The organism is Providencia sp. (assembly GCF_040396775.1).
Lineage (GTDB): Bacteria > Pseudomonadota > Gammaproteobacteria > Enterobacterales > Enterobacteriaceae > Providencia.
On the sequence record NZ_JBEBNT010000019.1, the window covers coordinates 1 to 14,942 of the forward strand.

The 14,942-nt window shown below is 42.3% G+C and carries 12 protein-coding genes; 6 read left to right on the forward strand and 6 right to left on the reverse strand.

Features of this window, described 5'->3' with window-relative positions:
* Positions 1–426: 426 nt before the first annotated feature.
* On the reverse strand, positions 427–969 hold the full coding sequence (gene orn / locus ABWP91_RS16540) for an oligoribonuclease (protein ID WP_006658163.1): 543 nt from the start codon (positions 967–969) through the stop codon (positions 427–429).
* 137 nt (positions 970–1,106) lie between these two features.
* On the opposite strand from orn, the gene rsgA reads away from it, so the two are divergent.
* The 4 genes from rsgA (at position 1,107) to ABWP91_RS16560 (ending at position 6,977) form a co-directional block, all read left to right on the forward strand.
* The gene (gene rsgA, locus ABWP91_RS16545) at positions 1,107–2,159 is read left to right on the forward strand and encodes a small ribosomal subunit biogenesis GTPase RsgA (protein ID WP_006662381.1); all 1,053 of its coding nucleotides are present in this window, start codon (positions 1,107–1,109) and stop codon (positions 2,157–2,159) included.
* A gap of 145 nt (positions 2,160–2,304) precedes the next feature.
* Positions 2,305–3,198 (forward strand): archaetidylserine decarboxylase, encoded by an 894-nt coding sequence (gene asd, locus ABWP91_RS16550; RefSeq protein WP_353244178.1) that lies wholly within the window; start codon positions 2,305–2,307, stop codon positions 3,196–3,198.
* 48 nt (positions 3,199–3,246) lie between these two features.
* The gene (gene mscM / locus ABWP91_RS16555; protein WP_006658166.1) at positions 3,247–6,588 is read left to right on the forward strand and encodes a miniconductance mechanosensitive channel MscM; all 3,342 of its coding nucleotides are present in this window, start codon (positions 3,247–3,249) and stop codon (positions 6,586–6,588) included.
* A 59-nt stretch (positions 6,589–6,647) separates the two neighbouring features.
* Positions 6,648–6,977: a hypothetical protein gene (locus ABWP91_RS16560; protein WP_006658167.1), complete on the forward strand. Its 330-nt coding sequence runs from the start codon at positions 6,648–6,650 to the stop codon at positions 6,975–6,977.
* A gap of 14 nt (positions 6,978–6,991) precedes the next feature.
* Here the strand turns inward: ABWP91_RS16560 and ABWP91_RS16565 are convergent, their stop codons facing one another.
* From ABWP91_RS16565 to pldA, 5 genes are all read right to left on the reverse strand, one after another.
* A complete protein-coding gene (locus ABWP91_RS16565; RefSeq protein WP_006658168.1) occupies positions 6,992–7,789 on the reverse strand; it encodes a tetratricopeptide repeat protein in 798 nt (265 codons plus the stop codon).
* Between the two features lie 261 nt (positions 7,790–8,050).
* A complete protein-coding gene (gene yigL, locus ABWP91_RS16570; RefSeq protein WP_006658169.1) occupies positions 8,051–8,863 on the reverse strand; it encodes a sugar/pyridoxal phosphate phosphatase YigL in 813 nt (270 codons plus the stop codon).
* Positions 8,864–8,882: 19 nt separating this feature from the next.
* Positions 8,883–9,878: a lysophospholipase L2 gene (gene pldB / locus ABWP91_RS16575; RefSeq protein ID WP_006658170.1), complete on the reverse strand. Its 996-nt coding sequence runs from the start codon at positions 9,876–9,878 to the stop codon at positions 8,883–8,885.
* Positions 9,879–9,887: 9 nt separating this feature from the next.
* Entirely contained in the window at positions 9,888–11,714 is a 1,827-nt protein-coding gene (recQ, locus tag ABWP91_RS16580) for an ATP-dependent DNA helicase RecQ (protein ID WP_006658171.1), read from the reverse strand.
* 92 nt (positions 11,715–11,806) lie between these two features.
* Positions 11,807–12,700, reverse strand: coding sequence for a phospholipase A (gene pldA, locus ABWP91_RS16585; RefSeq protein WP_006662375.1), 894 nt, complete (start codon positions 12,698–12,700; stop codon positions 11,807–11,809).
* A 152-nt stretch (positions 12,701–12,852) separates the two neighbouring features.
* Here pldA and ABWP91_RS16590 point away from each other — a divergent pair, with 152 nt between their 5' ends.
* Positions 12,853–13,323, forward strand: a complete 471-nt coding sequence (locus tag ABWP91_RS16590) for a thioesterase family protein (protein WP_036963225.1) — start codon at positions 12,853–12,855, stop codon at positions 13,321–13,323.
* A 149-nt stretch (positions 13,324–13,472) separates the two neighbouring features.
* Positions 13,473–14,366, forward strand: a complete 894-nt coding sequence (gene rarD, locus ABWP91_RS16595) for an EamA family transporter RarD (protein ID WP_112860783.1) — start codon at positions 13,473–13,475, stop codon at positions 14,364–14,366.
* Positions 14,367–14,942: the final 576 nt, after the last annotated feature.

The following is a 14,942-nucleotide window of genomic DNA, read 5'->3' on the forward strand; positions in this document are numbered from 1 at the left end:
GCGACCCCGACCTTGGCAAGGTCGTGCTCTACCAACTGAGCTATTCCCGCATAACCAATTCTTGGTGCTTTAATCGCGCCGACAAAACAGTAAAAACTTCATCGGTACGGGGAGCGCATTATACGAAAAATTAAGATACTAGCAAGGGTTTGAACTCAAATTTTTTATTTTTTTGTTCGTTTGATGATAAAACAATCACAGTGATGATTTTATCATCGCTGATTGTTAAATAAGAATTTCAACGTGTTAAGTTTGTTAACCTTTTACTTTCTTATAATGACGTCACCTAATCTTCCACTCTCAAACCATCAACGCTTTCAAACTCGCGAGTGTAATTTGCCATAATGATATCTCCCAAACAATGCCATATAACTTGAGCATATGGCATTCTTAAGATTGCTATAATACTGGGTACTCTAGAGCCCGTTATTTAATAAACGTTTCTCGGTAATAAACCAGCTCGGCAATCGACTCGCGGATATCATCCAGCGCTTGGTGGGTATTTTTCTTGGAGAATCCAGCAAGGATCTCAGGTTTCCAACGGCGGGCTAACTCTTTTAATGTACTCACATCCAAATAGCGGTAGTGAAAATAGCTTTCCAATTCTGGCATATAATTAAATAAGAAGCGGCGATCTTGACCTACGCTGTTCCCACAGATTGGTGATACGCCTTTTGGTACCCATTTTTCTAAAAATTCAATGGTCGCTAACTCAGCTTCACGTTCACTAATCACACTTTTACGGATTCGCTCGACTAAACCGCTATTGGTATGAGTATTTACATTCCACTCATCCATTAATGCCAGCTGTTCCTCGGTTTGATGAACCGCAATAACCGGACCTTCCGCTAAAATATTCAGGTTACTGTCAGTCACAATAGTGGCAATTTCAATAATACGATCACGAATAGGATCGAGTCCGGTCATTTCTAAATCGATCCAAATTAAATTATTCTCATTCTTTTGCATGATATGCCCTAACTGAATACGGTGGAGTTAAGGTATGATAACACCCTTCGTGCTATCAGTTATAGGTATGTCATTTTTGAACAACGTACCTATCGGTTATAATATAGACGCCAAATTATTTATGTGAGAGAGGTCAGGTGGCTAAGCAGAAACTTTCGAAAGGCCAACAGCGCCGCGTGCAAGAAAATCATCAAAAAAGACTCAAAAAGCAGAAAACGATTGAGATTGATGATAGCCAATTAGGTGAGGCTCAAGAGGGCTTAGTGATTAGCCGTTTTGGTCAGCATGCGGATATTGAAGCCGCAGATGGCACCATACAGCGCTGTAACCTGCGCCGAACCATCTCATCCTTAGTAACGGGTGATAATGTTGTCTGGCGCCCTGCTCTCAATACCCAAAGTGACATTAAAGTGAACGGAATTGTGGAAGCGGTTCATGAACGCCACTCTGTCTTAACTCGCCCTGATTATTATGATGGGCTCAAACCGATCGCTGCTAATATCGACCAAATCGTGGTAGTTTCTGCGATTTTACCTGAATTATCTCTGAATATTATCGATCGTTACTTAGTTGCCTGCGAGACAACAGGAATTCAACCCATTATTGTCTTAAACAAAGTTGACCTGCTAGATGATGAAAATCGTGAGTGGGTTAGCGATTTAATGACAATTTATACGGATATTGGTTATCAAGTCCTCGAAGTGTCCAGCCACACAGGCGAAGGAATGGAAGCACTCACTAACATTCTAGCAGGGAAAGTTTCCGTCTTTGTCGGTCAATCTGGGGTAGGTAAATCCAGTTTATTAAATACATTACTCCCTGATAATGCACAGAGCATCTTAGTCAATAATGTTTCCGATATCTCTGGTTTAGGACAACACACCACGACAGCGTCTAGACTCTATCATTTCCCACATGGGGGCGATGTTATTGACTCACCTGGGGTACGCGAGTTTGGTCTATGGCATCTCACGAAGGAACAAGTCACTAAAGGGTTTGTCGAATTTAAAGATTACCTTGGCGGCTGCAAATTCCGTGACTGTAAACATTTAGATGATCCTGGATGTTTGCTGCGAGAGGCGATGGAAGATGGCAGGATTGCCGAATCACGCTTTGAAAACTATCACCGTATTTTAGAAAGTATGGAACAAGTGAAACTGCGCGGTAACTTTACCGCTAAAGAAAAATAATCCCCAAAATCAGTCTAAAATAAGTTAGTGGGCGCTTACATTCGATCGATCGTTTCACCCGCTTTCTGAAATAATTCGAAAGCGCATTAGTTTCGGTTACAATAGCGCCCTTTCACTAACTTACCTTTAAAATTCAGAGGTTAACGTGCTAGATAAAATCAAAATCCGCTTGCAGTTTATGCTGCCTAAACAAGGGCTTACCCAACTTGCAGGATGGTTTGCTAGTCGAAATGTGGGCATTGTCACCCAGTGGGCCATAAAACTGTTCGCTAAAGCGTATAAAGTGAATATGAATGAAGCTCAAAAAAGTGAGTTAACAGCGTATTCAACCTTTAACGACTTTTTCATTCGTACGCTAAAAGATGACGCACGCCCAATTGTGGCAACCGAACATCAACTTGCACAGCCAGCAGATGGCGCAGTTAGTCAGTTAGGCTCTATTGATAATGATTTGATTTTCCAAGCAAAAGGTCATAACTATACCGTTGAAGCCTTGCTGGCAGGTCAATATGAATTAGCGGATAAGTTCCGTAATGGTGATTTTATCACCACCTATTTATCCCCAAGTGACTATCACCGCGTCCATATGCCGTGTGATGGTTTATTAACCGAGATGATTTACGTTCCTGGCGACCTTTTTTCTGTTAACCCATTAACCGCAGCCAACGTACCTAATTTATTTGCACGTAATGAACGTTTAATCTGCGTATTTGATACCCCTTTTGGTGCCATGGTACAGATTTTAGTCGGGGCAACCATTGTCGGTAGTATTGATACCGTTTGGAGCGGTTGTGTTAATCCACAACGTGAAGGCGTAATCAAACGTTGGACTTACCCAGAGCAAGATGAAGAAGGGGCAATTTTCCTACGTAAAGGGGAAGAAATGGGTCTATTCAAGCTGGGTTCTACTGTCATCAACCTGTTTGAACCAAACAAAATTCGTTTTAATGCATCATTGATCCCTGGCTATGCAACCCGCATGGGTGAGCTGTTAGCAGAGTCTGTTGATGGACAACAACGCACTGAAACTGTTAGCTAATCATTTAAACTATAATTAAGTTATCTATCGCTGAAGGAGCTCCTCACTGTGCGTTTGATTATCAGTTTTTTACTTAGCCTGTTAATCGTTTTTTCATCTTATGCGGCGCCAGCCTCCGTACAAGATGAAGCACAGATTACGCAGGAGCTTAAACAGCTTGATCCAAGCAAAAACCCGAAGGACGCTGAGGTTGCTCAAGCGTTACAAGGGGCATTGAGCTGGATTAATGAAGCCCGTGAGTCAGATAGAAAAGCCAAGTCATACCAAGATGCGATTGATAATTTTCCTAAGATTATCAAAACAATCCGCCAGAATCTGCTCAATGAAGCGGATACACCGCCTGCCATTCCCACCAGCATTAGCTTAAGCGAATTAGAGCAACGCATCACCCAGCTCAGCAGCCAGTTGCTTGACCAAGGTCGATTAATGCAGCAAGAACAGGATAAAGGGCGCGAAATTAGCGAATCCCTAAATGTTTTGCCGCAACAATTATCTGAAGCGCGCCGCCAGTTAACCGATGCATCAACACGGCTTCAATCGCTCAATACTCCGGGAACACCATTAGCAGAAGCTCAATATACACTAGCTCAAGCCGAAGTAAGCGCTCGCAAATCTACTGTGAATGAGCTAGAAATGGCGCAATTGTCTGCCAATAACCGCCAAGAAATTTCCCGAATGGCGCTTGAGCTTGAGAAAAAGCGTTATCAACGCCTAGAGCTTGAGTTACAACAGTTACGCGATTTCCAAAACACTCAGCGCCAACAGAAAGCCATTTTGGCGTTAGAACACACGGAAATGTTGGCGGAACAAGGTGAATTGACGCCGTTCTTAAAAGAGCAGCTTGATATCAACCGTAAGATGTCTCAAGAGTTGACCGAGCAAGCTCAACGTATGAGTGCCATCACCACCAATCAAACAGAGATTTCCACAAGCATTCGTAATGCACGACAAGCGCTGTCAACGATCCGTGAACAAGCTCAGTGGATCAGCAGCTCGAGCACCTTAGGGGAAGCACTGCGTACCCAGCTTTCTCGACTGCCTGAAATTCCGAAAAGCCAACAGCTTGACCGAGAAATGGCAGATTTACGTGTCCAGCGCTTAAATTACGAAGATATGCTTGAGCGCCTCGCTAAACTCGACGTTTCTGTACAAGAAAGTGCGAATGATTTAAACCCTGCTCAGTCGCAAGTGTACCAATCCTTAATGAAAACCCGTAAAGAGCTATTAACCTCACTTATTTCGGGTTTTGACGGTGAAATGTTGGAGCTAACCAAGCTCAATGTGGCGACAGGACAATTGACTGATGCATTAAAAGAAGTGAAAGATGCATCAAACCGCTATCTCTTCTGGGTTGCGGATGTTCCAGCAATTAGCATCAATTACCCTGTTATTGTGGTCACAGACATGACCCAATTACTATCACTGGATACCCTCTCCCAGTTGGCCGGGGCACTAGAGGTCATGGTCACCAGCCAAGATTCATTCTTGTATCTGCTGGGTTCTATTATCTTAGTGATTTTTAGTGTCAGTACACGTCGCCATTATCAAGCTTTCTTAGACCGCTCTAGCTTGCGTATTGGCAAAGTGACACAAGACCGCTTTTATCTAACGATTCGTACAATTTTTTGGTCCATTATCGTTGCACTTCCCCTGCCCATGATGTGGTCGGCTATTGGTTACGGGTTGCAAAGTGCTTGGCAATATCCGATGGCAGCCGCTATTGGCTACGGTGTTAGCGCAACCACCCCGCTGCTCTGGCTATTTATGATCAGTGAAACGTTTTCACGACCAACAGGACTATTTATTGCGCATTTTGGTTGGGATAAAGACGCGGTCAAACGGGCAATGCGCCATTATCGTTTAGCGATTTTTGTGATTGTCCCACTTGTGATGGCCATCATCACCTTTGAACACTATAGCGAAAGAGAGTTTTCTGCGACCTTAGGGCGCCTCTGTTTCCTCATTCTGTGTGTCGCATTAAGCTTAATCACCAATAACTTACGCCGTTCTAAAATTCCATTATATTTGGACCGACACGGCTCCGGTGAAAACTTAATCAATACCGCATTATGGTGGCTGATCTTTATTGCCCCTGTGATTGCTGCATTTTTCTCCGTATTAGGGTACTTCTCTACCTCTCAAGCGTTATTAGCTCGCTTAGAAACATCTGTGGCGATTTGGTTTGTGATTTTGATTGTCTATCACACTATCCAACGCTGGATGTCGATGCAACGCCGTAAATTGGCATTTGAACGGGCTAAGCAGCGCCGTGCGGAAATGTTAGCTCAACGAGCCAAAGGGGAAGAAGACGCACAATTTCCGAATGCCAGCGGCGAAGGGAATATTGATATCGAAGAGCAGGTTATCGATCTGGATGCCATCAGCTCCCAGTCTGTGGGATTGGTCCGCTCCATTCTCACGATGATAGCGCTGGTGTCATTAATTTGGTTGTGGTCTGAATTGCATACTGCATTTTCATTCCTTGAAAATATTCGTTTATGGGATGTCACCTCATCTATCAATGGTGTAGAAACTGTTCAAGCCATTACCATGGGGTCGATTTTTATCGCCATCTTGGTCATTATCGTCACTGCACAATTAGTGAGAAACCTGCCCGCACTCTTGGAACTGGCTGTACTTCAACATCTTGATTTAACACCCGGTACCGGGTATGCCATCAGTACCTTAACCAAATACAGTATTACCATTATAGGGACCATTGTCGGTTTCTCCATGTTAGGGATCGACTGGTCGAAGCTACAATGGTTGATTGCCGCAATGGGGGTTGGGTTAGGATTTGGTTTACAAGAGATTTTTGCCAATATTATTTCTGGTTTAATGATCTTATTTGAAAAGCCAATCCGTATCGGGGATACCGTCACTATCCGTAACCTAACGGGCAGTATCACCAAGATTAATACCCGTGCGACCACCTTAACGGACTGGGATAGAAAAGAAATTATTGTGCCAAACAAGGCATTTATTACCGAACAGTTTATTAACTGGTCTCTGACTGACACCATTACCCGTATCGTGATGACTATCCCTGCTCCGGTGGATGCCGATAGCGAAAAAGTCACTGAAATTATCCTTCGTGCAGCGAAACGCTCGACAATGATCCTTGAAAATCCTAACCCTGAAGTCTATTTAGTGGACTTACAGCAAGGGATTCAAATTTTCGAGCTACGGGTGTATGCCGGTGAAATGGGGCATCGTTTACCTGCACGCCACGAAATTCATCAACATATTTTGGAAGCTTTTGCGGAACAAGGAATTACCTTACCATTCCCACCTTTCCAAGCGCGTGTCGATGTGCGTAATAACACACTGCAAAGTGCCACAAATAACCTTTCAGGTCGCAATCCATCACGTGGTACTGGGGAGCTCTAAGTTTTAAGTTTATAGAGGGAGCTTGCTCCCTCATTCTTACTCGCAAAAAAGGCAATATAATGATCCATACAGTGGAAGCCCAAGACGAATCCATCAAATTGAGAATCACGCAATATGAGCGAGTGGGCTCCATACTGTTTTTTCTGATCCCATTGGTGATTTTACTGATTGTTGGCAAAAGCTTTGCCTTTAATACACTCTATCTATGGCAAGGCTTGAGTCTGCTATATTTGGTGGCTTATCGTTTACAAATTCGTCGATTGTCGACCCAAAAGCTACAAATCATGGTGCGTCGAAGCTGGGGATATAATCGGTTTTATCGCTTCTGCTGGGGATATTTGATTCTGTCGATTATTGGATTGACGGGATACCTACTGATATCCCGTTAAATTGAGGTAGATATTTAGCTTTCTTGGTTGTTACCGTAGGTTTTAATGTAATTGTCAGCAAGCTTCTGTGCTTGTTTTAGCTCTTCTGCACTCAGCTGTTCTGCAATTTTTTTCTGTAAGCGCTGACTCTCTTTGTTTCCACTATACACCGCGGTAGACAACCAAGCATAAGCTTGCTGAAGGTTCTTTTTCACCCCTTTACCCTCGGAGTACATAACCCCTAAACGGTCTTGGGAGTTAGCATCACGCTGTTTCGCTGCTTTTCTGAACCAGAATACCGCTTTTTCATTATCTAATGCGACACCACTACCTATCGAATACATTTGCCCAATTTTAAATTGCGCAATGACATTGCCGCTTTGTGCCGCTTTTCTAAACCAATAGGCGGCTTTTTCGAGATCTTGCTTGACCCCTAAGCCCTGTGCATACATGGTTGCCATATTTGTTTCTGCCCGAGTATCACCATTTTTGGCAGCTTCTTCATACCACAACATCGCTTTATCATAGTCACGGCGCACACCAAAGCCATTAACATACATCGTTCCCAGTCGGAACTGCGCGTCTGAGTTACCTTGATCCCCTGCTTTGATAAACCACTCAGCGGCCACTTTCGAGTCTTGAGAAACCCCCTGACCTTTGAAATAACGCTCACCTAATAGGAATTGAGACGCGGGATCGCCTTTTTCAGCTAACTGCGTGATTTGCTCTATCGTCGTCTGTTCACTTGCTGTTGTAGGTTTCGCCGGTGTAGCAAGTAATAATGAACTATAACAAACAGATCCTAACAACAGCGCTAACGCAATTTTTTTCATCCTAAACAACCCTCAACAGTGCAGTATGGCAATTGGCAACACAGTAATACCCGTTATTATCGGCTGATCTTTCAGATTATACAGCCCAAACTTGCTTTTCATCTGAGTAGTTTAAATTTACTCGCCAACAGACAAAATAGGATAAACACCTTAATTTAGATAAATAGCACTTTTCGTTGCCATTTCATCTCAAAGGTAAATAAAAAGCCAGATAGCTTTTTATTCTATCTGGCTTTCTACTAATGCACATACAAAAACTAATTATTTGTTGTCTAAATATTTACTTCTCAAATAACGCGCTACCGCATCATCTTGGTTAGAACCGATCACTTCCATATGAGGCAATGCATCTTTTAGCAATTGATGAGCATTCTGCATGATGCAGCCTTTACCCGCTAGCGTCAGCATCTCTTTATCATTCATGCCGTCACCAAACGCAATGCTATCATGGGTTCCATAGCCATGTAATGCCGTCACTTGCTTTAACGCTTCCCCTTTAGACACAGAGCCTGCCATCACTTCAAGGCAACTACGTAAGGAGAAAGTCACATGCACTTTATCTTTCCAGCGGCGCTGAATTCGCTGCTGAAGATCCACCAGTAAATCATGATCTTCACTGGTGTAGTACACCTTACAGACTTCAGAAGTTGGAAAATCATGACGATCAAACAACTGATAATTAAAGACGGATTCCTTAAAAAACTCTTTTTGCTCTGGGCTTTCACGGTTAATAAACCAATCATCACCATGATAGTAGTTAGTGATGATTTCTGGATGATCAAACTCCATTAAGCAGAGTTCCTCAGAGATATGAGGGTCAACATTATGCTCAAAAATCAGATCACCATTTGTATTGTGAATACGAGCACCGTTCGAAGTGATCATATAGGCATCAATCCCCAGACCATCACGGATCTGTGCAACATCGATGTGATGGCGCCCCGTTGCGAATACAAACCGCACACCTTCTGTTGCCACAAGCTGCTTGAGCGTATCTTTGGTGTATAACGTTAAATCATGATTGGGAGATAAAAGTGTTCCGTCCAAATCGGAAGCAACAACCGGATATTTCATACAGGATCCCTAACTATGGCTAATACTGCTCAAAAAAATCACAAATTGCATTGAGTGCCATGGCTCTCAATGCATCTATTTCAAATAGGATTTCGTGGTGAGCCCCTTCGATAATGAGGGGTAATTTTTCTTCTCGTCCTATTTGCGCTTTTTGCCGACTTTGACAAAAAGCTTGTAGCTCTCGATTGCTGACCACCTTCTCTTCGCTCGCTTCAAGTAGCATCAGAGGGGTCTCAATCTCTCCCGCTTTCGCAACCAGCTCTTTGCCAATCGCAAAACTTTCTCGTAACCAGTGGTAAGTTGGACCACCGAGACGTAATTCAGGATAATCCGCATAGTAACGTAAGTAACGTCGATAACGTTCTTGGCTATGGGTTAATACATTGATTAAATAAGGTAATGGCTGCCACTTCCCCGTTGATACAGCGTAGTCATTTCGCACACTTCGGCGCGGTTCTGCCCGCTCAACAATAAAGCTTGCTAACCAATGGGGCATCGGTAAATTGACCCCAATCATGGGAGCACATAATGCAGCAGCATCAAATGTCACGTTGTCTCGAAGTAAATAACCCGCGAGAATAGCTCCGCCCATTGAGTGCGCCAGTGCATAGCATTTAAGATAGTGGCGATCTCTGACCTCTAAATCAATGAATTTAGCGAAGTCATCAATGTAATCTGTAAATTTTTCAACGTGTCCTTTTTGCGGATCGGCTAACATACGCCCAGATCGCCCTTGTCCACGATGATCAATAATAAAAACATCAAAACCTAAATGATAAAAATCATAGGCAACTTCAGGGTATTTAACGTAACTTTCACTGCGACCTGGTGAGATAACCACCGCTTTGTGATGCTTTGCATGAATAAAACGCACATAGTGAATAGGAAGCTCATCAACACCGAGAAATTTCCCCTCTTCACGTAACTGCCAAAAATCTAAAAGCGGACCGTTGGTAAAGGCCGAAAACTCAGTTTCTCGATTTAACCAACTGGCTTTTAGACTATCTGGCGACATGGCGTTTCCTCATTCATAACCTTCTAGATGGTCTTGGATCAAGGTCATAAATGCCTCTCCAAAACGTTCTAACTTACGCTCGCCCACCCCATTGATCAGCAAGAGTTCAACCGGTTTAGTTGGGCAATGCTCTGCCATTTCAATTAACGTTGCATCATTGAAGACCACAAAAGGTGGGATATTCTCTTCATCTGCGATGGATTTACGTAATTTACGCAATTTGGCAAACAGCTTCTTATCATAATTGCCATGGTAAATTTTGTTTTGTTGATTCCGGCTTTTGGTGACTAAAACTCGAGGAACCGCCAACTGTAATGGCATTTCGCCTCGGAGTATCGGTCTGGCCGCTTCGGTTAACTGTAATGCTGAAAAATGGGTAATATTCTGGGTGATCATCCCTAAATGAATCAATTGGCGCAATACACTCACCCAATGTTCATTCGTGTGTTCTTTACCAATGCCATAGACTGGTAGCTTATCGTGCCCTAAATCACGGATCCGCTGATTATTCGCTCCCCGTAGCACTTCAACAATATAGCCAATACCAAAACGCTGTCCAACACGATAAATGCACGATAAAGCTTTTTGTGCATCCACTAATCCATCATAGCGTTTTGGTGGATCGAGACAAATATCGCAGTTACCACATGGCTTTTGGCGGTTTTCACCAAAATAATTCAGTAACACCAAACGGCGACACGTTTGTGCTTCTGCAAACGCGGCGATCGCGTTCAATTTATGACGTTCAATATCCTGCTGCATTCCTGCCGGCTTTTCTTCTAAGCACCGACGCAACCATGCCATATCCGCAGGATCATAAAATAGAATAGCTTCCGCCTCGACGCCATCACGCCCTGCTCGTCCTGTCTCTTGGTAATACGCTTCAATATTACGAGGGATGTCAAAATGCGCCACAAAACGCACATTGGATTTGTTAATTCCCATCCCAAATGCGACGGTCGCCACGACAATTTGCAGGTTGTCTTTCTGAAAAGCATCTTGTACCCACTCACGCTGAGCATTTTCTAAACCCGCATGGTAGGCCGCAACACTTAAACCTCGCTTTTGTAATCTTTCTGCGGTTTCTTCCACTTTGCTACGGCTATTACAGTAAACAATACCGGACTTGCCTTTTTGAGCCTTAATGAAAAACCAGAGTTGATCTAACGGCTTATATTTTTCGACTAAAGTATAGCGAATGTTTGGTCGGTCGAAGCTGCTAACATGGATTAATGGGTCGTTCAGTTCCAATAAACGAACAATATCAGCGCGAGTAGTTTCATCGGCTGTTGCCGTCAGAGCCATCACTGGTACATTAGGTAACGCGCGGCGTAATTGACCTAATGAACGGTATTCTGGGCGAAAATCATGGCCCCATTGGGAAATACAGTGTGCTTCATCTACCGCCAGTAAGGCGATATCCCAACTCTCCAACTGTTGAATAAAATAGTCAGTCAGTAAGCGTTCTGGTGCCACATACAAGAGTTTAATTTTCCCTTGGGTGCACTGTTCCATGATTTGGCGTTGTTCGAGAGAAGTTTGCGAAGAGTTCAAACAGGCGGCTTCAACACCGTGTAATTTCAGTTGGTCGACTTGATCCTTCATCAAGGATATCAAGGGAGAAACCACCAATGTTATCCCTTGTTTCACCAAGGCTGGAACTTGATAACAGAGCGATTTTCCGCCCCCCGTAGGCATCAATACTAAGCAATCGCGACCATCGAGGATCCCACCAATGACAGCATCTTGCCCTGGACGAAAGGATTGATAACCAAACGTGCTGTTTAGCACATTTTCAGCGAGTGAAAGTTGATTGATAACGCAAGCGGTAGACACGAATTTCCTCTAGAGGTTGAAACAAATAGCTGCCCGAAAAGAGCAGCTATTGGCAAGATATTACCTTGAATTGACCGGAATGTCTGCCCAGATCACATGATATCGTTCAGCATAACACCGATACCAAAACGCGTTTGACGGTAGTTATAGTCTATCATCGACTCACCATAACCACTAAACAGTTGGGTATAAAGGCGCACATGTTTCGTCATCGGGTAGCTCCATCCCAACTCTGCATTGCCATAACCAGAGTTCCAGTTATAGTGTCCTGCTACCGAAATTACACTTTCGCCAAGGTCATAGCCCACTTTGACGCGATAATAACCAAGGTATTTATTGATATCTGGGTTGTCATCACTGCTTTCGCTTTCAGGAATGCGGTACCACGGTTTTAACTCAACTTGCCAATCCCCTTTTTGTGCCATCGCTCGGGCATAAACTCGATTCCAGCTACGAGATGTAGGATCTGAACGACCGTTCGACTCGTGGTTAAAACCTGTTTCAAACTCACGTAACGTCCAGCCAGCAAATTGGTTATCTAGCGCCCAGCCCACAAAAATTTGGGGTTGATAGTTGGTTTCACGAAATGGTGAAGATTCTTTCTTGTTACTTAGTTGCCACCAAGAACGCTGAGTATAAGAGGCGGCGAGCACTGAGTTTTCCCCTGCGATGCCACGCCAAATTGGAAATGCCAAACTCAATTGGAATTTCACTTCATCGTTAAGCGCATCATTCCCCCAATCATAGCTCGCGATGGCTTTTTTATTCATCGACGAAGTATAGGTATAAATGATGTAGTTAGGTTCGTAAGGATATAAAACAAAGGGGTTATCATAATTTTGCAGTAACCCAGAAATAATACTTCCGCGAACGGGGGTATGATTTGCTGCATCCTGCTGTGCCGGTTCTTCGGTATTATCAGATGCAAAGAGTGAAACAGACCAGAAACAGAGCACAGAACTCAACAACATTTGTAAAGCGCGCATTTGCCATTCCTATTTCAACAGCAGTGAAAAAAAATTTGTCTCATTTTACACCGAAACATGATTAACCGTTGAAAGATTATTCATTTGTTTTCTAGATATTAGCACATACATAATGTTAACTTATGATTAACATCATAGACAAGGATCCTAAAATGAATGACCGCATCTATACCTTCGAAGAAGCCAGTAAATTTATGAGTGATGCTTTTATCTACAAAATGCCATTTAATCAACTGCTTGGGATTGAGCTTTTGCAAATGACGGATGACTTAGTTCAATTGTCCGTAAAAAATCGCCCTGAACTTATTGGAAATTTTACCCAAAATATTCTGCATGGCGGTGTTATTGCATCCCTGTTAGATGTGGCAGGAGGCATGGTCTGTATCAATCGGATCCTACAACGCATTGACACTCTCACATATCAAGATATTGCAGATAAGATGTCAAAGATGGGCACTATCGACTTACGCGTTGACTACTTACGTCCTGGTCGTGGTGATGTATTTATTGCGAGCGCCAGCTTACTCCGTGATGGCAATAAAATAGCAGTAACTCGCAGTGAATTGCACAATGAAAAAAACCAACATATTGCGACGGCAACGGCGACTTATTTAATCGGATGAAACACCCCAATAAATAATTAATAACCTCATTAACTAATAGCTTGTAAAAAAACCTGAGCAATGTCACATTAATGGCATCACACATCGAACCATCCGCTTTCTTGGTTTCGATCTCTCAGTTTGACTTTATATCAATTTCAGAGCTATTCATGAGCCAACAAAATACTACCAAAGGCGTGTTATGTGCCTTAGGCGCTTATTTTATTTGGGGTGTTGCTCCCATTTATTTTAAATCTATTAAAGAAGTTCCAGCCGAAGAAATTTTGACTCACCGGATTATTTGGTCATTTTTCTTTATGCTGCTACTGCTCACTATTTCACGCCATTGGAGTTATTTCCGCCAAGTATTAAAACAACCTAAAAAAATCTTAGTCTTAGGTGTCACTGCGGTAACAATTGCGTCTAACTGGTTGATTTACATCTGGGCAGTAAATAATGGTCATATGCTACAAGCCAGCTTAGGATACTTTATCAACCCTCTGGTTAACGTACTGTTTGGTATGCTATTTTTGCATGAACGTTTTCGTAGAATGCAATGGGTCGCGGTTGGACTAGCATTGACGGGCGTGTTAATTCAGCTATGGCAGTTTGGCTCTGTGCCTATCATTGGGTTAAGTCTTGCGGTGACATTTGCAACCTACGGATTATTACGCAAAAAATTGGGGGTTGATGCCCAAACAGGCATGACATTTGAAACCTTATGGTTACTACCTGTTGGTATCATTTTCTTATTGTTCTTTGCAGATAGTCCTACAAGTGACATGACGATGAACAGTTGGCATTTAAATATCCTCTTAATTGCCGCAGGGATTATCACCACTGTTCCATTGTTGCTATTTACTGAAGCTGCCAATCATTTAAGGCTATCAACATTGGGCTTTTTCCAGTATTTAGGTCCAAGCATTATGTTCTTACTGGCCGTCTTTATGTATGGTGAAGTGATGACCCAAGAACTGCTCATCACATTTGGCTTTATCTGGGTTGCATTAATTTTATTTACTTTAGATGCGTTATATACACAGCAGAAGCTTAGAAGAAAATAACATTTAATTTTTCCTATTATGGGCATTCGTGCCCATAATATCGGACTTAAATTAGTGCTAACACGCTAATTATATTATTTTGTTTATATAGGTTTCATTTAATGGAACTAGAAAGATTAAATTATTTTATATAAATAAGTGATTTTTATTAAAATTCAATTTAACTTTTTATCATTTTTATCCCGTTTTCAACCTCTTTAAAGCAAACCCGTTTTATTCTTTTATTTCAATAAATTACAAATATTTTAATCACTTGATTTTAGATAAAAAATGATTCATATTTAACTTACATTAAATTCTACGTTATTTATTTACCTTTCAAACATCAACTCGTTGAAATAAAACAGTATATTTATTTATTGAAATAAATGATTGCTTAATAGGAGCTTGATAATTATATTGTACGCCGCTTGTATTCACCCCAGCGGATGGTAATGGTCCGATTCATTACTGACGTTTCATTAAAGTGCGCACGATGACAGTGATTTTATATTCTGTCCTGGTGCGAGGTTTTCTGAAATTGAATACAAAGCGTCTACCACATACCTAATTCAATAATTAACGTATGTAAAAAAC

Coding starts and splice junctions, on each gene's coding strand:
- orn (WP_006658163.1), bottom strand. CDS start 969: ATGCAAAAGAATGAGAATAATTTAATTTGGATCGATTTAGAAATGACC.
- ABWP91_RS16560 (WP_006658167.1), top strand. CDS start 6,648: ATGATCCATACAGTGGAAGCCCAAGACGAATCCATCAAATTGAGAATC.
- ABWP91_RS16565 (WP_006658168.1), bottom strand. CDS start 7,789: ATGAAAAAAATTGCGTTAGCGCTGTTGTTAGGATCTGTTTGTTATAGT.
- yigL (WP_006658169.1), bottom strand. CDS start 8,863: ATGAAATATCCGGTTGTTGCTTCCGATTTGGACGGAACACTTTTATCT.
- pldB (WP_006658170.1), bottom strand. CDS start 9,878: ATGTCGCCAGATAGTCTAAAAGCCAGTTGGTTAAATCGAGAAACTGAG.
- pldA (WP_006662375.1), bottom strand. CDS start 12,700: ATGCGCGCTTTACAAATGTTGTTGAGTTCTGTGCTCTGTTTCTGGTCT.
- ABWP91_RS16590 (WP_036963225.1), top strand. CDS start 12,853: ATGAATGACCGCATCTATACCTTCGAAGAAGCCAGTAAATTTATGAGT.
- rarD (WP_112860783.1), top strand. CDS start 13,473: ATGAGCCAACAAAATACTACCAAAGGCGTGTTATGTGCCTTAGGCGCT.